Source organism: Aurantibacter aestuarii, from assembly GCF_003008425.1.
Lineage (GTDB): Bacteria > Bacteroidota > Bacteroidia > Flavobacteriales > Flavobacteriaceae > Aurantibacter > Aurantibacter aestuarii.
The window spans coordinates 40,775-60,852 of sequence record NZ_PXOQ01000006.1; the positions used below are offsets into that span (position 1 = coordinate 40,775).

20 protein-coding genes are annotated in these 20,078 nt (G+C 32.5%); 5 read left to right on the forward strand and 15 right to left on the reverse strand.

The window, feature by feature from the left end; genetic code table 11:
* Window positions 1-138: 138 nt before the first annotated feature.
* The 3 genes from C7H52_RS00215 to C7H52_RS00225 form a co-directional block, all read right to left on the reverse strand.
* Window positions 139-702 (reverse strand): HupE/UreJ family protein, encoded by a 564-nt coding sequence (locus C7H52_RS00215; protein ID WP_106461868.1) that lies wholly within the window; start codon window positions 700-702, stop codon window positions 139-141.
* The gene (locus C7H52_RS00220) at window positions 702-1,169 is read right to left on the reverse strand and encodes a DUF6702 family protein (RefSeq protein WP_106461869.1); all 468 of its coding nucleotides are present in this window, start codon (window positions 1,167-1,169) and stop codon (window positions 702-704) included. The genes C7H52_RS00215 and C7H52_RS00220 overlap by 1 nt, the downstream gene beginning before the upstream one ends.
* 66 nt (window positions 1,170-1,235) lie before the next feature.
* Window positions 1,236-4,034 carry a fibronectin type III domain-containing protein gene (locus tag C7H52_RS00225; RefSeq protein WP_106461870.1) on the reverse strand — a complete coding sequence of 933 codons (2,799 nt, stop codon included), beginning with the start codon at window positions 4,032-4,034 and terminating at the stop codon, window positions 1,236-1,238.
* Window positions 4,035-4,208: 174 nt separating this feature from the next.
* Between C7H52_RS00225 and C7H52_RS00230 the strand changes: the two genes are divergently transcribed.
* Complete coding sequence (locus C7H52_RS00230; protein WP_106461871.1) at window positions 4,209-5,042, forward strand: zinc-dependent peptidase; 834 nt, start codon at window positions 4,209-4,211, stop codon at window positions 5,040-5,042.
* 7 nt (window positions 5,043-5,049) lie between these two features.
* On the opposite strand, the gene rpe is transcribed toward C7H52_RS00230, so the two are convergent.
* From rpe to C7H52_RS00250, 4 genes are all read right to left on the reverse strand, one after another.
* Window positions 5,050-5,712 (reverse strand): ribulose-phosphate 3-epimerase, encoded by a 663-nt coding sequence (gene rpe / locus C7H52_RS00235; protein WP_106461872.1) that lies wholly within the window; start codon window positions 5,710-5,712, stop codon window positions 5,050-5,052.
* Between the two features lie 97 nt (window positions 5,713-5,809).
* Window positions 5,810-6,673 carry a sigma-70 family RNA polymerase sigma factor gene (locus C7H52_RS00240; protein ID WP_106461873.1) on the reverse strand — a complete coding sequence of 288 codons (864 nt, stop codon included), beginning with the start codon at window positions 6,671-6,673 and terminating at the stop codon, window positions 5,810-5,812.
* A 137-nt stretch (window positions 6,674-6,810) separates the two neighbouring features.
* Window positions 6,811-7,080 (reverse strand): hypothetical protein, encoded by a 270-nt coding sequence (locus C7H52_RS00245; protein WP_106461874.1) that lies wholly within the window; start codon window positions 7,078-7,080, stop codon window positions 6,811-6,813.
* A gap of 78 nt (window positions 7,081-7,158) precedes the next feature.
* Window positions 7,159-8,397 (reverse strand): 3-deoxy-D-manno-octulosonic acid transferase, encoded by a 1,239-nt coding sequence (locus C7H52_RS00250; RefSeq protein ID WP_106461875.1) that lies wholly within the window; start codon window positions 8,395-8,397, stop codon window positions 7,159-7,161.
* Between the two features lie 83 nt (window positions 8,398-8,480).
* Between C7H52_RS00250 and C7H52_RS00255 the strand changes: the two genes are divergently transcribed.
* From C7H52_RS00255 to C7H52_RS00265, 3 genes are all read left to right on the forward strand, one after another.
* Complete coding sequence (locus C7H52_RS00255) at window positions 8,481-9,635, forward strand: DegT/DnrJ/EryC1/StrS family aminotransferase (protein WP_106461876.1); 1,155 nt, start codon at window positions 8,481-8,483, stop codon at window positions 9,633-9,635.
* 123 nt (window positions 9,636-9,758) lie between these two features.
* Window positions 9,759-10,778 (forward strand): UDP-glucose 4-epimerase GalE, encoded by a 1,020-nt coding sequence (galE, locus tag C7H52_RS00260; RefSeq protein WP_106461877.1) that lies wholly within the window; start codon window positions 9,759-9,761, stop codon window positions 10,776-10,778.
* A 77-nt stretch (window positions 10,779-10,855) separates the two neighbouring features.
* Window positions 10,856-11,047 carry a hypothetical protein gene (locus C7H52_RS00265; RefSeq protein ID WP_106462060.1) on the forward strand — a complete coding sequence of 64 codons (192 nt, stop codon included), beginning with the start codon at window positions 10,856-10,858 and terminating at the stop codon, window positions 11,045-11,047.
* Window positions 11,048-11,105: 58 nt separating this feature from the next.
* On the opposite strand, the gene lspA is transcribed toward C7H52_RS00265, so the two are convergent.
* The 5 genes from lspA to C7H52_RS00290 all read right to left on the reverse strand — a co-directional run bounded on the left by lspA (window position 11,106) and on the right by C7H52_RS00290 (window position 15,997).
* The gene (gene lspA / locus C7H52_RS00270) at window positions 11,106-11,606 is read right to left on the reverse strand and encodes a signal peptidase II (RefSeq protein WP_106461878.1); all 501 of its coding nucleotides are present in this window, start codon (window positions 11,604-11,606) and stop codon (window positions 11,106-11,108) included.
* Window positions 11,606-12,499, reverse strand: coding sequence for an ACP S-malonyltransferase (gene fabD / locus C7H52_RS00275; protein ID WP_106461879.1), 894 nt, complete (start codon window positions 12,497-12,499; stop codon window positions 11,606-11,608). The genes lspA and fabD overlap by 1 nt, the downstream gene beginning before the upstream one ends.
* Before the next feature lie 69 nt (window positions 12,500-12,568).
* Window positions 12,569-13,384, reverse strand: coding sequence for a hypothetical protein (locus C7H52_RS00280; RefSeq protein ID WP_106461880.1), 816 nt, complete (start codon window positions 13,382-13,384; stop codon window positions 12,569-12,571).
* 128 nt (window positions 13,385-13,512) lie between these two features.
* Window positions 13,513-15,066, reverse strand: a complete 1,554-nt coding sequence (locus tag C7H52_RS00285) for an NAD(P)/FAD-dependent oxidoreductase (RefSeq protein WP_106461881.1) — start codon at window positions 15,064-15,066, stop codon at window positions 13,513-13,515.
* A 16-nt stretch (window positions 15,067-15,082) separates the two neighbouring features.
* A complete protein-coding gene (locus C7H52_RS00290) occupies window positions 15,083-15,997 on the reverse strand; it encodes a dihydrofolate reductase (protein ID WP_106461882.1) in 915 nt (304 codons plus the stop codon).
* A gap of 261 nt (window positions 15,998-16,258) precedes the next feature.
* Between C7H52_RS00290 and C7H52_RS00295 the strand changes: the two genes are divergently transcribed.
* Window positions 16,259-16,555, forward strand: a complete 297-nt coding sequence (locus tag C7H52_RS00295; RefSeq protein ID WP_106461883.1) for an isoamylase early set domain-containing protein — start codon at window positions 16,259-16,261, stop codon at window positions 16,553-16,555.
* Here the strand turns inward: C7H52_RS00295 and C7H52_RS00300 are convergent, their stop codons facing one another.
* The 3 genes from C7H52_RS00300 to C7H52_RS00310 form a co-directional block, all read right to left on the reverse strand.
* A complete protein-coding gene (locus C7H52_RS00300) occupies window positions 16,556-17,410 on the reverse strand; it encodes a hypothetical protein (RefSeq protein ID WP_106461884.1) in 855 nt (284 codons plus the stop codon).
* Between the two features lie 34 nt (window positions 17,411-17,444).
* Complete coding sequence (locus C7H52_RS00305; protein WP_106461885.1) at window positions 17,445-18,269, reverse strand: thymidylate synthase; 825 nt, start codon at window positions 18,267-18,269, stop codon at window positions 17,445-17,447.
* Window positions 18,270-18,362: 93 nt separating this feature from the next.
* Window positions 18,363-20,078, reverse strand: a complete 1,716-nt coding sequence (locus tag C7H52_RS00310; protein WP_106461886.1) for a NupC/NupG family nucleoside CNT transporter — start codon at window positions 20,076-20,078, stop codon at window positions 18,363-18,365.

Consider the following 20,078-nt stretch of genomic DNA (forward strand, 5'->3'; position numbering starts at 1 on the left):
TAGGTTGTGAGGTTTCAGTATTAAAACAAACTCTGTTTAGAAAATTATACTTCTAAAATGATTACTTCAGTTGTTATGTATATTCTTCGGGATATCTTCATTTGAATTTAAACAGTTATCACATAAATAACTTAATATTTAAAATAAAAGCTGAATGACCAATACAAGTATTATTGTATTTACTATAGCTTTTAATAGCTTTTTATGTTCGGTGTAGCTTAGGATGAGCGTCATGAAAGTTAAAAAAGCCATGACTATTAATATCTGGGCAAATTCAATTCCTAAATTAAAGGCAATTAATGTTTTGATTAGACTCTCATCATCAAAAAGCATGTGTTTAATAAAACTGGAAAAGCCCATGCCATGTATAAGACCAAAGCCGGCAATAATAAGATAATTAATGGTATCTAGTCTTTTCTTTTGGCTATTGCTATATAAATGATAATAATTTTTAAGACAAGTAAATAGTACGGTTACGGTAATAAGAATTTCAATAACATCAATATTAAATTGAATATAGCCTAAAGTTGCCAAAATAAGCGTTAAAGAATGACCTAAGGTAAAGGCAGTAACTAATTTTAAAACCACTTTCCAGTCGGATAAACTATATAACAAACTAAACGCTACAATAAAATAAAAGTGGTCTAAGCCACTTAAATCTAAAATATGATTAATGCCAAGTTTAAAATATTCTATAAACATTAAGGTAATTTTAATTCGGGTTGATATTTATTTAAGGTGAAGTGTTTTGAATTGTATATAAGCTTGTGTTCCTGATTCATAAATACTTCTGTAAGCAAATTATTATATATTATAATGTTGTCTGTAGGTGTTGCTTTGGCAGACAAAAATACATTAAGCGTAATTCCATCTTTCGAGACATGTAACCGGTCTATCTGAAGATTTATTTTTACAGAATTAACAAGTAAATAATAACGCTCATTAATATAGCGCTGTAAAGCCTGTGTGCCAGAACTGTCTAACTGTGAGAAATCGGCGTGTTTTAAACGGTAAGATGCCGCAAGATGCTCCGATAAATCATCTAGAAAAAAGCGTGTTTCTATTGTAATGTTTTCTTTATTCTGAAACGTGACTTTGCTAAACGTACATTTTAAAGGATGAAAAATTAAGGTGTAGGTTAGAACACAGATAAGACTAAGTAATTTCATAAGTCTAAAAGTTGAAAAAGCGAAGCACAATAAGTACTTCGCTTAAAAGTTATTCATTTAATCTCTTCATTTTATTACGATTTTCATCTCGTAAATTTTATCGGCATGAATTTTTAAAAGGTAAGTGCCACTTGCTAAATGCCCTTTTTCAAGTTTAAATTCGCGTTTATTTACATTTTTAAAATCGAATAATTTTTTACCATTTAAATTGAATAATTCTAATTTTGAAATGTTATGGTTAGCTTCAATTTTAGCAAAATCTTCAATAGGGTTAGGAAATAATTTAATGTTTTTTCCTTCTTTTTCATCAAATGTAAAGGTACTTAAGGTATTATCTACCACATTAAAATAGACACGATTAGAGACTTCATCATAACTATCATCCGTAAACATTACAATAAAATAATCTCCAACAGTATCCGGTACTTGGTTTGGCTCACCAGAAGTTCCAGATGTTTCAGAAATTGTAGTTGTTCCGTTTGCTAAACCATCAAAATATTTATAGGTAAATAACTGGTCTGTTCCTGGAGTATCACCGTCGTTAAAAATACCTAACCAGTCTTTTTCTAAACCAGGACCATCATTAAAAGTCACTTGTATTTCTTCATCTAAATCGTAAGTCGTTTTATTTGTAGAAATATTGGTAATTTGATCTCCAACTTGAAAGTAAACACGCTCTCCAATTTCTTTATAACCATCTAAAATGTGGTAGGTTGCATAATAGTAGCCTTTAGGTAAATTGTTAAACGTTCTGGTGCCATTTATAGCGTCTGTATATTGCCAAGTCGTATTGGTGCCTACTCCAGGTTCAAAACCAACCTTATAAATTGCAATCCAATCATTGGTATTAAAAGGAGAATTGGCGTAGGTAATATTTACAGGATCTCCAAGGTTGTATTCTGTAAAATCACTGGTTAAGGTTGGGATGTCTCCAAACCAGAATTCTTTTCGTGGAGCAACTTCAGTATAAGTATCATTTTCAAAAAATACTACAAAATACTCTCTATTTTTATTTGCAGCGTTATTAGCAATAGTTAGAGATAAATTTCCGCTGGTATTTCCATTTACATAACTCCAAGAGGTGCTTGCAGGACCTCCAGGGGTTTGCCCTTTTTTGTAAAGACCAATCCAGTCTGTATTATTTCCTGGACCATTAGTGTAATCTATTTGTACAGGTTCTGACACGTTATAATACGTGCTGCTTAGTTCTAAATTTGGTGTTCCGTCTATACTTCCTGTTACAGTAAAGCTTAAAGGAGCAGACCAGTTACTCCATTTTAAATTTTCGTCTCTATGTCTTACTCTAATAAAATGTGTACCGTTATTAAGCTGATTGGTATTTACAGTATAGTCAAAAATCCCTAAGCCTTCACCTATATTTGCTGTTTCATCGGTCGTAGCAGCAGGACCATAAAAATTGTCTTTACTTCTAAAACGATCGACTTCTAAAATAGAAAAATCTGATGCACTTGAAATTTGAAATTGTGTAGAGTAGTAAGCTTCCGAAGAAGTGGTTGAATAAGCAGAGCTATTAAACGTATACGGTAAATTTACAGGAGCGGTAATTGTATTTGTTACCGTTGGCGTGTCTGGATTTGCACTGTTTTTCTTGTAATGAAACTCATCTAACAATTCATTATTTTTAGAAGTGGTTAAACTTCCAATGGTGTAAGATTGTACTTTAAATTCTTGAGCATCATTGTCAATTTCCATAATCTGATAGGCAAAATTAGACCAAGACCCAATAGTCTCTTCATGATCGGTTTCATTATTAGAATCTCCCCAATATTGTGGCCAAGCAGTTCCACCAGAAATCATATGGTATCCATTATGGTCTTTAAATTGCCCTCTAGAATATAAATGATGGTGTCCTGCTACATGCAATACAAACTTATCGGTTGTTTTTAAATTTGGTAAAATAGTTGTGTTATACCATGGAGAATAGTCGTTACTGTATTGCTCTGCCTGAAAAGGTCTGTGTGCTGTGGTAATAATCCAATCCACATTAGCATCATTTTTAGCCGCATTTATGACAGCATTTCCCCAAGCTGTTTGAGTGTTTCCTTGTAACTCTGTGTCGAATACCACAAATAACACATTTTCCATCTGGTACGCATAATAACGTTCTGTATTAGAGTTAATCCCTTGGTAGGTTAAATTATCGTCTAAAATAAAATGCTCGTAATAAGCATTTATACCCATAGAGCCGTACACTTCATGATTTCCAACCGCTGTAATTAAAGGTAAGCTAGGTGTTATGATATTTTGTTTTTCAAAATGAATTTTCTCGTAATGGGTTAAATTCCCTAAATCTACCTGGTCGCCATCATTAACTATTAAATTAATATGGTCTGCAATTGGTGTTCCGTATAACTGCTCAGCTTTATCTTTTGCTGCTTGTACCAACTCATTAAATTTATAATAAGGTTGTCCCTGGTAATTAATTAACTGGTGGTCTCCCAAAAAGATAAAACGCAGTTTCCCAGAGCTGCTACCTTCAGCTTTTGGGGTTTTAAAGTAATGTACAGTAGACTCGTCTGAAGCACCACTTTTAACCTGATAATAATATCCAGTATCTGGTGTTAGCCCAATTAACTTCACATTGTGCCAATGGTAAGGCGTATTATATCCAGGATCTTGAGGCTCTAAATTAACACGGGTACCTGTCGCATTTAGATTAAGATTGTTTGCGGTTAAACCATATATAACCGTTGGGTTTGTTCCATTTTCATTATCGGTTTTCCAGCTTACCCAAACAGACTCCGATTTTGCAGCCTGTAAATAAGGTTTTATGGTTTGTGCGTGTAAAGATTTAGTCGCAAATGCAAATGCAATAAGTACTAATAATGCGTTAAAGTGCTTCATAGGTTTGGTTTATTTTTGATTGAGTTATTGCAAATGTATAAGTGAAGTGTTTTTTTAATGTAGCCTGAAAGTTATTAAACCTTTAACATCTATTGTTTAATGTTAATAAAGTGTAACGATAAGCTTTTAGTAAAATTTTTTAGATTTTATATGTAAAGATGCTATTTTTACCCCATGATGTATTTAAAAATAGAGTCGCCATTAGTCTATATGATATTTAATGGATTGATGCTTTTGGGCTTTGTGTTCTTGTTATATAAGTTGACTGAACGCTTTTATTATAAAATCTTCAATAGGTCGCTATTTATACATTTTTATCCTTTTAAAAAGAAGCTTTCAGATAAAGACCGACAATTTATAAGTACACATTTTAAATTTTACAGAACATTATCCGCAAAACGAAAAACCTATTTTGAACATCGTTTAGTTCAATTTGTAAAAAAGAAGGAATTTATTGGTCGCGATGGTTTTATCGTAACACCTGATGTGGAATTGTTATTAGGGGCGACAGCAGTTATGCTAACTTTTGGGATGAAATATTTCTATATTAAAATTTTAGAGCGTATTATTATTTATCCGGGAGAATTTTATTCTACCGTGAGTGACGATTATCATAAAGGAGAATTTAATCCAAAACTCAATGCCATAGTATTTTCTTGGAAGGATTTCTTACAAGGATTTAAAATTGAAAATGATAATTTAAATTTAGGAATCCACGAGTTTACCCATGCCATCCATTTTAATAGTTTAACAGAAACCGATTACAGTTCGAAAATATTTAAGCGAAGTTTTGCAGAGCTTACTTTGTTTTTAAGCCAAAATGAACCTCTACGTAAAGAGTTAATTGCCTCACAGTATTTTCGAGACTACGCATTTACAAATCAGTTTGAGTTTTTGGCGGTGTTAATTGAAAATTTCATAGAAACACCAGAAAACTTCAAAAGCCATTTTCCTAATCTTTACAGAAAAGTCAAACGGCTTTTAAAATTTAATTTTGCTAATTATTAATAAGTTATTAGCTATTCGCTAAAGCTTTTAGATCTTTTACAGTATCTGTTGGGTTTGTAGCTCCAAAAACATAGCTTCCAGCCACTAGAACATCTGCACCAGCATCTACAAGTTGTTTTGCATTTTTATTAGTTACTCCACCATCAATTTCTATTAATGTAGAAGCTCCTTTTTTAGTAATTAAGGCTTTTAATTGTTCTACTTTAGTGTATGTATTCTCTATAAAGCTTTGTCCACCAAACCCAGGATTTACACTCATTAAACACACCATATCAATATCATTTATAGTATCTTCTAAAACATTAATACTGGTATGCGGATTTAAAGCAACACCAGCTTTCATACCTGCTGCTTTTATAGCTTGTAGTGTTCTGTGTAAATGTGTGCAGGCTTCGTAGTGCACTGTTAAAATATCGCTTCCTAGGTCTGCAAATGTTTGGATATACTGATCTGGATTCACAATCATTAAATGCACATCTATAGTTTTTTTAGCATGCTTGGTAATGGCTTTTAAAACAGGCATTCCAAAAGAAATATTTGGTACAAAAACTCCATCCATAATATCAATATGAAACCAATCGGCATCACTTGCATTAATCATTTCAATATCGCGCTGAAGATTGGCAAAGTCTGCCGCTAAAACTGAAGGTGCTATTAATTTACTAGACATTTATTATACATTTTAAAGTTGTGCAAATATATTAAAAATAAAAACCCTTAGCGTTAACTAAGGGTTTCAAAATATATAATTCTATAATTTAGAAAATTTATCCTAAATATGTTTTTAAAATTTTACTTCTAGAGGTATGTTTTAAACGACGAATCGCTTTTTCTTTAATTTGACGAACACGCTCACGAGTTAAATCAAACGTTTCACCAATTTCTTCTAAAGTCATTGGATGTTGATTTCCTAAACCAAAATATAAACGAATTACGTCTGCTTCACGAGGTGTTAAAGTTTCTAATGCACGCTCAATTTCTGTACGTAAAGACTCGTGTAATAATTCACGATCTGGGTTTGGAGATTCACCAGAGTTTAAGACATCATATAAGTTAGAATCTTCACCTTCAACTAAAGGCGCATCCATACTTACGTGACGACCAGAATTTTTCATAGACTCTTTAACATCGTTAATAGTCATGTCTAATTCTTTAGCAATTTCTTCTGGGCTTGGTGGACGCTCATGTGCTTGCTCTAAGTGAGCAAAAGTTTTATTAATTTTATTAATCGAACCAATTTTATTTAATGGTAAACGTACAATACGAGATTGTTCTGCAAGCGCTTGTAAGATGGATTGACGAATCCACCATACTGCATAAGATATAAATTTAAAACCACGCGTTTCATCAAAACGCTGTGCGGCTTTAATTAAACCTAAATTACCTTCGTTAATTAAATCTGGTAACGTTAAACCTTGGTTTTGGTATTGTTTTGCAACAGAAACAACGAAACGTAAATTAGCTTTGGTTAATTTTTCTAAAGCAATTTGATCTCCTGCTTTAATACGCTGTGCTAATTCTACTTCTTCATCGGCAGTAATAAGATCTACCTTTCCTATTTCTTGTAAATATTTATCTAATGATGCGGTCTCTCTGTTGGTTACCTGTTTGGTAATTTTAAGTTGTCTCATTTAAATATATGGGCTTTTAATTAGTGTTCTCATATACTTATACGTGAGATTTTTCAAAATGTTACAAAAAATTCATTTTTTTAAATAAAAAAAAAGCTATCCGTTAGGATAGCTTTTAAGTTTTAAACTAAAAAAGTTTAGTTGTTATCATCGTCAGTAGCTTCGTTTACTGCATCTTCTACAGCTTCACCAGCTTCTTCAGTTTCATTTACGGCATTGTCAATTGCTTCACCAACAGCTTCAAAACCACCTTCAGCAGCTTCTTCTGTGTCTTGAGCAGCTTCTTCAATAGCATCACCAGTTTGTTCCATTGCGTTTTCGGCATCTTGTTTGTCTTCTTCTCTACAAGATGTAAATGTTGCACATAAAGCTAAAAAAAGAGCTCCTGTATAAATTAATTTTTTCATTTTGATTAGTTTTTAATTATTTAATACAGGATAAATTAACAACATTTATATTTAAATAAGAATTTTTTTGAAATTATTTTAACATTTAAATGCGTTTAAGTTAAAAAAATCCATAATTGTTTTAGTAGCACCTTTTCTTTCTGAAATGAATTGTGCCGATTGATGACTCATTTGTCTTCTAAGCTCATTATCCTTTACGAGTTTACTTAATTGTGTTTTAAAATTTTCACTTGAAGCAATTTCCATAGCACCATTACAAGAAATTAATTCTTTTGCTTCAGGAAATTTATTATGGTTTGTTCCAAAGAGTATAGGCACACCAAAAGTTGCAGGCTCTAAAATATTGTGTAAACCAGAATGTCCTGCTGCGCCGCCTACATAAGCTATGTCTGCATAAGCATATACTTTACTTAATAAACCAATAGTATCTAGAATAAAAACTTGCGTGCGTTTTAAATCTAAGTTCTCAAGATTTGTATAGAGACCTGTTTTTAGATTAATTTTTTCAAGTAATGATTTTATTTTTTTAGGTTGAATTTCATGAGGTGCGATTATAATTTTTAATTCTTTAGAATTATTTATAGCGTCCAAGTACAAGGCCTCATCTTCAGCCCAAGAACTTCCAATGACTAAAAGTAAATGGTCTCCTTTAAAAGTTTCGACAAAATCTAATGTGTTGTTTAATTGTAGCTGATTTGTAACACGATCAAACCTTGTGTCTCCAGAAAAACTAGCCTGAGTATAATTTATTTTTTCCAATAAGTTTAGCGTTTCTGTATTTTGAGTAAATATGTGATTAAAGCTCTTTAAGGCTTTTTTAAAAATACTACCATACCATTTAAAATAAATTTGTTCTGGTCTAAATGCAGCAGAGATTAAAATACTCTTATAATCTTTCTTTTGTAACTCTATCAAATAATTAGGCCAAATGTCATATTTAACAAAAATGGTAAGCTCGGGTTTAAGCAGTGCAATAAATTTTTTAGAATTTGCTTTAGTATCTAACGGTAAATAAATAACCACATCTGCAATGGGAGAATGTTTTCTAATTTCATAACCCGATGGAGAAAAAAAACTTAAAACGATTTTATGTTCAGGGTAGCGTTTTTTAATTGCTTCAAATACAGGAAGTCCTTGCTCATATTCACCCAAAGAAGCACAATGAAACCAGATGGTTCTATCGCTTTCATTTATACCGGTTTTAATTTTTAAAAAACTTTCGCTTCGTCCTAAAACACCTTTTTTAATTTTTTCACTAAAAAGCGATAAGAATTTTAATATATACCTGGTAAATACGACCAATAAATTGTAAAACATACTTACAAATAAATTTAAGCTAAAATACAGTTCTTTAAACTTTTTTCATTGTTTTAAGAAAACGAATTTTGTATTATTGTTATATGAGAAAAATACAAATGGTCGACCTTAAAGGTCAATACGATAAAATTAAAGAAACCGTTAATGACTCTATTCAATCGGTTTTAGATACCACTTCATATATTAACGGGCCTTTAGTACACCAGTTTCAAAAAAACCTGGAAGACTATTTAGGTGTGAAACATGTAATTCCATGTGCCAATGGAACCGATGCGCTACAAATTGCCATGATGGGCTTGGGTTTGCAACCTGGAGATGAAGTGATAACGGCAGACTTCACCTTTGCTGCAACGGTAGAAGTTATTGCGCTTTTAAACTTAACACCAGTTTTGGTAGATGTAAATAAAGATGATTTCAACATTAATATTGAAGCTATAAAAAAAGCCATAACGCCAAAAACAAAAGCTATAGTTCCGGTGCATTTATTTGGACAATGTGCAAACATGGAAGCTATTATGCAATTGGCGGAAGAACATAATCTGTATGTTATAGAAGATAATGCACAAGGTATTGGTGCTAATTATACCTATAAAAATGGTAAAAAAGCCAAGTCGGGAACGATAGGGCATGTGGCGTCAACCTCTTTTTTTCCCTCTAAAAACTTAGGGGCTTATGGAGACGGCGGAGCAATTTTTACAAATGACGACGATTTGGCTCATACCATTAGAGGTATTGTAAATCATGGGATGTACGAGCGTTACCATCATGACGTGGTTGGCGTGAATTCTAGATTAGACTCTATGCAAGCAGCAGTTTTAGACGCCAAATTACCACATTTAGATACTTACAACGCGGCAAGAAGAGAAGCCGCACGAAAGTATAACGACGCATTTAAAGACGAAAAAAACGTTATTACACCTAAAACAGTAAATAATTGCGAAGGTATTTGTAGCACTTGCGACTGTCACGTATTCCACCAATACACTTTAAAAGTTAAGAATATAGACCGAGACGCCTTAGTTAAACACCTAAACGAGAACGGTATTCCTTGTGGTGTGTATTATCCAATCCCACTACACTCGCAAAAGGCCTATAAAGATTCACGTTATAACGAAGCCGATTTTCCAGTGACTAATCAATTGGTAAAGGAAGTGATTTCATTACCTATGCATACAGAGTTAGACGACGAGCAAATTGACTTTATCACTAAAACAGTTAAAGCATTTATTAATAAATAATATGTGGGCGTCCCCTTTTGGAGAAAAACCAAAAGGGCAGGCTTTTCATTCTATCTTTTTTTTGCATTACTGCAACAAAAAAAAGGATGTCATTACAATCCTTAACGCAATAACCAACACCTTATGAAAATACTAGTAACAGGCGGATTAGGCTATATAGGATCTCATACCGTTGTAGAACTTCAATCTCAAGGTCACGAAGTAATTGTTATAGATAATCTTTCAAACACCAGATTATCTGTTTTAGATGGTATTACTTCTATTACTGGCATTAAACCCGTATTTTATAATATAGATTTAACAGATAAAACTAAAACCAATCAGTTTTTTGAAATACATAAAGATTTAGGTGGTGTCATTCATTTTGCAGCTTATAAAGCAGTTGGAGAAAGTGTAAGCGACCCTTTAAAGTATTATGAAAACAACTTATTTTCTCTAATTAATATTTTAAATAATTTAAAGGAAAAGCAGTTATCAAATTTTATTTTTAGTTCGTCTTGTACGGTTTATGGAGAATCTTCAGAACAACCCATTACAGAAAGCGCGCCTGTTTTAAAAGCAGAATCTCCTTATGGTAATACCAAGCAAATTGGGGAAGAGATTATTCAGGATTTTTGTAAGTCTCAGTCATCATTTAAGGCAATAGCCTTACGGTATTTTAATCCTATAGGCGCACATGCATCTGCTAGAATAGGAGAGTTGCCTTTAGGAATACCTCAAAACTTGGTGCCGTACATTACACAAACTGCGGCAGGTATTAGAGAACAATTACAGGTTTATGGTAACGATTACCCAACACCAGACGGTACGTGTATTCGTGATTATATTCATGTGGTGGATTTAGCTAAGGCTCACGTTAAAGCTTTGGAAGTTTTAGCAGAACATAAAACGCATAAAAATTTCGATTTTTTTAATTTAGGAACAGGAAAAGGTAGTTCTGTTTTAGAAGTGGTCAAAACTTTTGAAAAAGTCACAGGTAAACCATTAAATTATAAGATTGCGCCTCGAAGAGAAGGCGATATTATTACCGCTTTCGCAGACACTAAAAAAGCAAAAGAGGGCTTAGGCTGGGAAACGAAATTAAATCTGGAAGAAGCTTTAGCATCTTCATGGAAATGGCAGCAAAATTTACGCAACACATAGATTAACAGGGGTTTAACAAGTATTACTTGTTATTGGCGATTAATTTTCTCATCTTTGCACAAATGATATTTGAACAAATGAAACTGATTAGAGTAAAACGACGCACCAAGTTAGAAAATAGATTTGCACCCAAAATGGGACGCGTTAATGCAAAAGTAACTTATATTAAAAAGCAATTTTTAGGAGTTCCAATCGCTACACTACATAAATATAGAGAGACCTATAGTGGTGAAGTTAAAGATTGTGTGGAATGCCAATTAAGTCGATAAGATTTAGAAAAAATAAAAAAAGCGAAAGTTAGACTTTCGCTTTTTTTGTGCTTAATATTTAATCTTCAGATAAGGTTTTCTTCTTTTTATTTCTAAAACTAGCTACTAGTAAGCAACCTAAGCCCACCATAACAGAAACGTCTGCAATGTTAAAAATCCCAGTTCTAAGCGAACCTCCAAAATCGATATGCATAAAATCGGTTACAGAGCCATAAACAATGCGGTCAAACACATTAGCAACGCCTCCACCAACAATACAGCAAAATCCAAATAAAGACATAGCATCTATACTTTTATCGGTTAAAATCATACGCAATACAAAGCCTAATACCAAAATAGGTAATAGCCACAGTAAAGCAATTTTTATGAACGGATGAAAATCGCCACCTAATCCTAAAAAGGCACCATCATTTTCAACGTTATTTAATGTAAAGACACTACCTAAAACCTTCACTTCTTCATAAGGCATTAAGGTGGCTCGGGCAATTACTTTGCTAATTTGGTCTAAAGCTATATTAATAACAATTAGACTAAGAATGTAAACGGTTCTTTTAGACATTAGGCTTGTGTTTCAAAAGTTGCTGAAGCTGTTTCTGCGCTACGGTCTATTTTCTTAACTAAGCCTTGTAATACATTTCCTGGTCCAACTTCTGTAAATAAAGTTGCTCCATCTGTAATCATTTGTTGTACAGATTGTGTCCATTTTACTGGTGCGGTTAACTGCGAAATTAAATTTGCTTTAATTTTGTTTTCATCGGTTACTGCATTTGCTGTAACATTTTGGTATATAGGACAGTTTGGCTTAGAAAATGTGGTATTTTCTATAGCAGCAGCAAGTTCTTCTCTAGCAGGCTCCATCATAGGTGAGTGAAATGCACCACCAACTGGTAATACTAATGCACGTTTGGCTCCAGCTTCTTTTAAAGCGTCACATGCTTTGTTAATGGCTTCAACTTCTCCAGAAATAACGAGTTGACCAGGACAGTTATAATTGGCTGCAACTACGACACCATCAATTGTATTACATACGTTTTCTACCACTTCATCTTCTAATCCTAAAACAGCAGCCATATTACTTGGAGCAGCTTCGCAAGCTTTTTGCATAGCTAAAGCACGTTGTGAGACTAGCTTTAAACCGTCTTCAAAACTTAAAGCACCAGCAGCTACTAATGCTGAAAATTCGCCTAACGAATGTCCGGCAACCATTTCTGGTTTAAAAGCTTCACCTAAAGTTTTTGCTAAAATTACCGAATGTAAAAATATAGCTGGTTGGGTTACTTTGGTTTCTTTAAGTTGCTCTGCTGTTCCTTCAAACATAATGTCTGTAATCTGGAATCCTAAAATTTTATTGGCTTTCTCAAATAATTCTTGAGCTTCTGGTGAGTTTTCGTATAAGTCTAAGCCCATTCCTGAAAATTGAGCACCTTGACCTGGAAATATGTATGCTTTCATTTTTTTTTAATTTTTGCTGCGGTAAAAATAAGCATATTTTTTAACTCGAAGTATAACTTAAATTATTGATTATTTAAGATAATAAGTAAAATGCTCCTTTACTTTAATTTTAGATTCAAAAGCTTCAAATGGCATCCAGTTAATACTTTTTAAATAGTCCTCTAATTGTTCTTCCAGGTTTAGTTTATGTTTGTTGTTAACGGTATCAAGTTTGGATTCAATTACTAAATCCTTAATTAATCCTTTCTTTGTGACAGTAAAATCGGCTGATAGATAAGCGTTGTTATTTTTGCTGATATATGATTTTGGGTAAATTATGTGTTTATTTAAGATTTTTATAATTGAGTCTTCAAATTTTTTATATTTTGGACTACTTACAAATGATTTAAATTCAGTTGAATTTGAAAAATTAAATATAGAATCTTTGTTCTTTAAATGATATTTTTTATTTGCTCTGTTAGACTGGGTTTTAATAAAGTTTACACCAAATCTTTTATCTAAAATACTATCCATTATTTTTTGATAACAGTTTTCATAATTTGTACTATCGCTGTTTGATACAATATCGTTTAAAGGAGTGATTATGGATTTAATATTATACTCTTTCTTTAGAATGTCTATTAACTCTTCAGTATAATCTGGATAATAATTTAAACAAAAAGTTAAAGAGTTTTTTTGTAATTCATTTATAGCTCTTTGTTTCTCAATAGCGCATTTTTCTATTTTTGATAGATTTAGTTTATTTAATTCTAAATAGTACTTTCTGTAACTGTCATCATCGGTTACTTCCAATTTCTCTAATATATTTGATTTTGAAATGTTTTCTTCATTTGTGCATGAAGAAAAGAGTATTAAAATAAATAGAGATAGCTTAATAACATTCATAAATAAAAAACGTCATATTTTAGGTCATATTATTTTTTTTAGCCCAGATTGAAGCATTTGTCTGACATCCTTTTTTTGCTTCCATTTATGGCAAAAAAAGATGGAGTGCGTAAAGCTGGAAATAGCTCCTAAAAATTACAAGCAGCTTCGGCACAACGCTCGCCATCCATAGCTGCGCTTACAATACCACCAGCGTAACCGCCACCTTCACCACAAGGAAAAAGATTAGTAATTTCTGGATGTTGTAATTTATCGTTTCTAGGAATATTTACAGGCGATGAGGTTCTGGATTCTACACCAATAATATTGGCTTCTTCGGTATAAAACCCTTTCATTTTGTCTCCAAAAGCGGCAAATCCTTTTCTTAATCTACTACCTATTTGTTTAGGCATTAAAGAATGCATAGGTACCGATTTTAATCCTGGCTGGTATGAAGTGTCGTTTAAAGAGTTAGACAATCTACCTTCCACAAAGTCGGTTAAACGTTGTGCGGGAGCGGTTTGTGTTTTTCCACCTGCCACGAAAGCAAATTTTTCGAAATCTTTTTGAAACTCTAAGCCTTTTAAAGCTCCAAAATGCTCGTATTTTTTTAAATCTTCTTCGGCATTTATTTCTACCACAATCCCAGAATTAGCAAATTGATTATTACGTTTAGAAGGCGACATGCCATTCACGACTACTTCACCATTGGCTGTGGCAGCAGGAACTATAAAACCGCCTGGACACATACAAAAAGAGTAAACCCCACGATTATTGACTTGTTGTACCAAACTATATGCAGCTGCTGGCAATAACTCATGTCGCTCTCCAGAGCAGTGGTATTGAATGCTATCTATAATGTCTTGCGGATGTTCCACCCGAACGCCCATAGCAAACGATTTTGCTTGTAATGCTATGTTTTTATCATGAAGTAGCTGATAAATATCTCTTGCCGAATGACCTGTTGCTAAAATAACACGTTCGGTTTTTAACTCGGTATTATTTTGAAGTTGTAAGGCTTCAATTTTATTTTGTTTTATAACAAAGTCGGTTACTCTGGTATTAAAATGAATTTCGCCACCATGATTTAAAATGGTTTCACGAATATTTTGAACCACTTTGGGTAATTTATTGGTGCCAATATGTGGATGCGCATCTACCAGAATTTGGTCTGTTGCGCCATGAAATACTAGGTTTTCAAAAATTTTACGTACATCGCCACGTTTTAAACTTCGGGTATAAAGTTTACCATCACTATAGGTTCCTGCGCCACCTTCACCAAAACAATAATTAGAATCTTCATTTACAAAATGATCCTGATTTATAGCTTTTAAATCGCGACGTCTGTCTTTTACATTATTACCGCGCTCTAACACAATAGGTTTGTATCCCAACTCTATACAACGTAATGCTGCATACATTCCTGCCGGACCAAAACCTATAATATGAACTGGTTTTGCTTTTGAAACGTCTTTATAATCAAAAATATAATCTGGTTGGTTTGGCAACGCTTCTTTTATAAATACCGAAAGTTTATAGTTTAAAATAATCTTTGGTTTTCTAGCATCTATAGATTTACGTAAGACTTTAATACCTGTAATTTCGGATACAGGAATACTTAGAAATTCTGCCGATTTTTTAAGTAAAATATCGCTAATTTCTTCTTCTTTTAATGAAATACGTAATTGAATGTGTCTAACCATAAGCTTTTAAACCCTTTTATATTCTTTCAAAAGTTAAAAAAGAAAATTCGTGTTCATGGTCTGCATCTGTGGTATGAAACACATTTTTAATTTCTCTCCAGTTATTAGCGTCTATTACAGGGAAATAGGTGTCGGCATCAAAAGTTTCATGCACGCGTGTTAATTCAATTTTCTCGGCATATGGTAAGGCTTGCTTGTAAATTTCGCCACCACCAATAATAAAAGGCTGATGGTCGTTTTTTATAAATTTAAAAGCCTCTTCTAGACTGTTTACTACTATGACGCCTTCAGTCACAACATAATTATCTTGTCTGGTAATAACAATGTGTGTTCTGTTTGGTAATGGTTTCTGGAAACTTTCAAAGGTTTTACGACCCATAATAATATGGTGACCAGAAGTTAAAGCCTTAAAACGTTTTAAGTCGTCTTTTAAATGCCAGATTAAATCATTGTTTTTACCAATTTCGTTTTTTTCGCCTGCAGCAACAATCATCGTTAAATTAGAAATGGTATCAGTTTTTTTTGAAGAGTGTTCAATTTGAGCGATTTCTTTTTCTGATGGAATTTGAATGTCGTTTTTTGATTTTATTTTTTCTATGGCTTTTTTTTGTTTTTCAACCAGTTTAGCCAATTGCTTTTCTTCCCACTCTTTGTTGATGAATTTATTTACAAGAAAAACAGAAATAAAGTGATATGCTAAAAAGAACAACCAGATTAAAACGGCAATAACACTCCAATCTAAATCTAAATAACGCTGCTCTTCACCAAATTTAAATACTAAATTTAGTGCCAATAAAAAGACCGCACCAACTAAAAATAAAACAAAATGAGCATACAGTCTTTTTTTCTGGGCAATGCGTTTTTGTGCTTTTTTAATAAGCTCTAACTGTTCCTGATCTATTTGTGGTGTGGATTTTTTCTTGCCAAACATGTCCTTTAGTTTTAGATAAACAAAAATACATAATTTTAAGTTGGAATGTATTGATAGCGAAACCGTTATAGTTATATTTGACAATAAGTTTTTCTATTATATTGATTATGAATTGTTTAATATTTAGTAATTAAAAATTTTATTTTTTTATTTAATGGTATTCAAAATTCAGAATACCATAAATCTTATTTTAAATGAGCATTTTCAAGTATTTTTTTGAAAATAATACTTTAATTTTAAACTAATAAAAAAGAAAAAATTATGGCTATTAAGAAACAATTTTTAAAAACTAAACCGGTGTGTAAAGTTACGTTTAAGGTTGACGCAGAAACTGCAGAAACTGTTTCTGTAGCAGGTGACTGGAATAAGTGGAATTCTAAAAAAGCACCTCTAAAGAAACTTAAAAACGGAAGTTTTACAGGAACCGTAAATTTAGAGCAAGGCAAAAATTACGAATTTAAATATGTTGTAGACGGTAACTGGCAAAACGAACCAGAAGCAGATAAGCTAGTTTGGAATTCTTATGCAGGTTCTGAAAATAGTGTGTTGGAGTTATAATTAAAAATAAATTGTAAGTAGATAAGAATATTTAAAGTCTGCTGGAGCTCCATTATTCATTGCAGGTTTTTTAAACTTCGGTAATTTTTTTAATACTCTAATGACTTCTTTTGCCATCTCTCTATGATGTGCTTTAGCGGTAATGTCTTTGATATTTCCTTTTTTATCTACAGTGAAGAAAACTTTAAATTGAGTAGATTTATCTTGAGGGAATAGTTTATCGGCAAGTTCATAGTTAACACTCAATTTTATAAAATCAGATATTTTTTCTTGAGTACATTTTTTTAAAAGTTCATTATCTATAATTTTTGCACATCTTTTATGAGCTGGGTAGCTAAAGGACTCATCTTTATCCTTTTGTTCTTCAATCATAATTTTAACAGGTAGACTGTAAGGTACTATAACAGGTTCATCTTCCACATAACCTGGAGCAGTAAATTTTGGCATTAAATTTAAAACCCTAACAATCTCCTTTTCCAATAAAATGTGCTCTGCTCTTGCTCTAATGTCAACAATCTCTCCTTTTGTATTAATTTTAAAAACAGAGATTATTCTAGTTGGGCCAGTTGGTAATCCTAGGTTTTGTGCCATGTCATTATCGAAATTCTCTTCAATAAATTGAGCAATTTTAGAACTCATGCAGTCCTTTTTTTCAATATTAGAACCTTTAACGTCACAACCAGGATATAGTGGTACTTTTCCTACTTTACTAAATGGCACAGTATTTTTATCGGCTTCTTTCCTTGAAGATTTTTTGCTTTTTTCTTCTAATTCTTCTAAGGTAAATGTGTCATTTTGTGCTTGAATTTTTAAGATTGAACACAATATTAAAATGGAGATTAAAAAATATTTCATTAAAAAGAGTATTGTTATTTTAAAGGTTTTATTTTTAAATAGCCACTTTACCTTTAATATGTGGATGTGGGTTATAATCGGTTAAGGTAAAATCCTCAAATTTAAAATCAAAAATATCTGTTATATTTGGATTTAATATCATTTTAGGTAAAGGTCTGCAGTCGCGGGACAATTGCAGTTCTAATTGTTCTATATGATTGTTATAGATATGTGCATCTCCAAACGTATGTATAAATTCTCCAGCCTCGTACCCACAAACTTGAGCCATCATCATGGTGAACAATGCGTAACTAGCAATATTAAAAGGAACTCCAAGAAAAATATCGGCACTTCTTTGGTATAATTGACAACTTAATTTTCCATTAGCCACATAAAATTGAAAAAAGGCATGACATGGTGGTAATGCGGCTTTACCATTTGCTACGTTTTCATCAAAAGATTTTGAAGTATCTGGTAAAACGGAAGGGTTCCATGCTGAAACCAGCATTCTTCGACTGTTAGGATTGTTTTTTAAAGTAGTAACAATTTCTTTAATCTGATCAATATCATCACTGTTCCAGTTTCTCCATTGGTGTCCATACACAGGGCCTAAATCGCCATTTTCATCTGCCCATTCATTCCAGATTCTTACACCATTTTCAGTTAAATAATTAATATTAGTATCACCTTTTAGAAACCATAACAATTCATATATAATAGATTTTAAATGAAGTTTTTTAGTAGTCACCATAGGAAAACCTTCACTTAAATCGAAACGCATTTGGTATCCAAATACACTTTTGGTGCCTGTTCCTGTACGATCTCCTTTTTCATTTCCATGCTCTAAAACATGTTTTACTAAGTCGTGATATTGTTTCATAAAATATATAACAGTAATTGAATGTAAAAATAAAAAATAAGGGTAAAACGCTATTGTTTTACCCTTAGAGATATTATAAAGTTATTAACTTCTTTAACCAATAATCATACCTGCAATAGTTGCAGAGATTAATGATGCTATAGTTCCACCAATTAAAGCTTTAATACCAAATTTAGATAATGTTTTACGTTGTCCTGGTGCTAATGAGCCAATGCCTCCAATTTGAATTCCTATAGAGGCAAAATTAGCAAAACCACATAGCATATAAGTGGCCATGATAATGGATTTTTCAAATTTAAGATGTGTAGCATTCGCCACATCTTTAAGTTCGGCTAATTGTATGTAACCTATAAACTCGCTGGCAGCTAATTTTATACCAAGTAATTGTCCCATAAGCGCCATATCTTCTTTGGCTACTCCAATAAGCCACATTAGTGGTGCGAATGCATAACCTAAAATAAATTCTAGAGACAGTCCATCATAAGGCGTATTGTTGGCAATAACAGTATTTAAAGACGTAAACTTCCAGTTAATATTTAGACTTTCAACTGTTAATCCATCAAAAGCAGCTATTCCACCTAAAATTCCATTAGCCATAGCAATAAAAGCTACAAAAACTAATAGCATAGCACCTACATTAACAGCTAATCTTAAACCTTCTGTGGTTCCGTTAGCGATAGCATCTAATATGTTACTTCCAATTTTTTCTTTAGAAACTTCAACTTCAGTATTAATTTTTTCGGTTTGTGGATATAATATTTTAGAAATTACAATAGCACCGGGAGCAGCCATAACAGATGCTGCTAATAAATGTTTGGCATAAAATAATTTTAGTGCTTCATCTTCACCACCTAAAAACCCAATATATGCTGCTAAAACAGCTCCGGCTACAGTAGCCATGCCACCTATCATAACCAATAAAATTTCAGACTTGGTCATTTTTTCTAAATAGGCTTTTATAAGTAAAGGTGCTTCAGTTTGACCTAAAAAGATATTTCCGGCAACACTTAAACTTTCAGCTCCAGAAATTTTAAGGAGTTTTGTTAATAGCATAGCCATTAACTTCACTAATTTTTGAATTAATCCTAAATAGAATAAAACCGAAGTTAGTGCAGAGAAAAAGATAATTGTTGGTAATACCTGAAAAGCAAAAATAAAACCAAAGGTGTCCATATCTACTACTAAGCCTTCAAATAAAAACTTGCTTCCGGCTCTAGTAAAGTCTAATACACTTATAAATAAACCACCAATTTTTTCAAAAATAGTTTTTACAAAACCAATTTTTAACACACCAACAGCTATTAACAACTGAAAGGCAAGTCCGATACCAACGGTTTTCCAATTAATGGCGCGTCTGTTATTACTAAACAGAAACGCGATAAAAACTAAAGCAAACATACCTAAAGCACCGCGCCATAGACTACTAAAAGTAAAACCCTGACTAGGAATGATAGGGACAATTTGACTTTCAGGAATAATTGTTTCTTTCTCAATAGTTGGAAGGAACTTAAAAGTTTTAGAATTTTCAGTTAAAACAAGAGTAGTATCTGTTAAACTTGAGATTTTAAAACGTCTTATCGTATCCTTAGGTTGAGTAAAGTAAGCAATAATTAAATTGTTTTGAAACATATAATCACCGCTACCAATCACTGAGTCGTTTTTGGTTAAAGTAAAAGTGTTGTCTGAAAAATCAATAGCATTGATATCCTGAGACGTATTGTTAGAGACCCATTTTTGTTCTAATTCTTGTGCAGTAAGTTGGTGTGCACATAAACAGAAAAGGGCTAAAAAGAGCAAATGGATTTTCAT

What these genes read in the sequence shown, in the direction of transcription:
- C7H52_RS00265 (WP_106462060.1), top strand. Translation starts at nt 10,856, where the DNA reads ATGAAACTGATTAGAGTAAAACGACGCACCAAGTTAGAAAATAGATTT.
- C7H52_RS00300 (WP_106461884.1), bottom strand. Translation starts at nt 17,410, where the DNA reads ATGAAATATTTTTTAATCTCCATTTTAATATTGTGTTCAATCTTAAAA.
- C7H52_RS00285 (WP_106461881.1), bottom strand. Translation starts at nt 15,066, where the DNA reads ATGGTTAGACACATTCAATTACGTATTTCATTAAAAGAAGAAGAAATT.
- C7H52_RS00305 (WP_106461885.1), bottom strand. Translation starts at nt 18,269, where the DNA reads ATGAAACAATATCACGACTTAGTAAAACATGTTTTAGAGCATGGAAAT.
- C7H52_RS00295 (WP_106461883.1), top strand. Translation starts at nt 16,259, where the DNA reads ATGGCTATTAAGAAACAATTTTTAAAAACTAAACCGGTGTGTAAAGTT.
- fabD (WP_106461879.1), bottom strand. Translation starts at nt 12,499, where the DNA reads ATGAAAGCATACATATTTCCAGGTCAAGGTGCTCAATTTTCAGGAATG.
- C7H52_RS00225 (WP_106461870.1), bottom strand. Translation starts at nt 4,034, where the DNA reads ATGAAGCACTTTAACGCATTATTAGTACTTATTGCATTTGCATTTGCG.
- C7H52_RS00240 (WP_106461873.1), bottom strand. Translation starts at nt 6,673, where the DNA reads ATGAGACAACTTAAAATTACCAAACAGGTAACCAACAGAGAGACCGCA.
- C7H52_RS00310 (WP_106461886.1), bottom strand. Translation starts at nt 20,078, where the DNA reads ATGAAAATCCATTTGCTCTTTTTAGCCCTTTTCTGTTTATGTGCACAC.
- galE (WP_106461877.1), top strand. Translation starts at nt 9,759, where the DNA reads ATGAAAATACTAGTAACAGGCGGATTAGGCTATATAGGATCTCATACC.
- C7H52_RS00230 (WP_106461871.1), top strand. Translation starts at nt 4,209, where the DNA reads ATGATGTATTTAAAAATAGAGTCGCCATTAGTCTATATGATATTTAAT.
- C7H52_RS00250 (WP_106461875.1), bottom strand. Translation starts at nt 8,397, where the DNA reads ATGTTTTACAATTTATTGGTCGTATTTACCAGGTATATATTAAAATTC.
- C7H52_RS00220 (WP_106461869.1), bottom strand. Translation starts at nt 1,169, where the DNA reads ATGAAATTACTTAGTCTTATCTGTGTTCTAACCTACACCTTAATTTTT.
- C7H52_RS00280 (WP_106461880.1), bottom strand. Translation starts at nt 13,384, where the DNA reads ATGAATGTTATTAAGCTATCTCTATTTATTTTAATACTCTTTTCTTCA.
- rpe (WP_106461872.1), bottom strand. Translation starts at nt 5,712, where the DNA reads ATGTCTAGTAAATTAATAGCACCTTCAGTTTTAGCGGCAGACTTTGCC.
- C7H52_RS00255 (WP_106461876.1), top strand. Translation starts at nt 8,481, where the DNA reads ATGAGAAAAATACAAATGGTCGACCTTAAAGGTCAATACGATAAAATT.
- C7H52_RS00290 (WP_106461882.1), bottom strand. Translation starts at nt 15,997, where the DNA reads ATGTTTGGCAAGAAAAAATCCACACCACAAATAGATCAGGAACAGTTA.
- C7H52_RS00245 (WP_106461874.1), bottom strand. Translation starts at nt 7,080, where the DNA reads ATGAAAAAATTAATTTATACAGGAGCTCTTTTTTTAGCTTTATGTGCA.
- C7H52_RS00215 (WP_106461868.1), bottom strand. Translation starts at nt 702, where the DNA reads ATGTTTATAGAATATTTTAAACTTGGCATTAATCATATTTTAGATTTA.
- lspA (WP_106461878.1), bottom strand. Translation starts at nt 11,606, where the DNA reads ATGTCTAAAAGAACCGTTTACATTCTTAGTCTAATTGTTATTAATATA.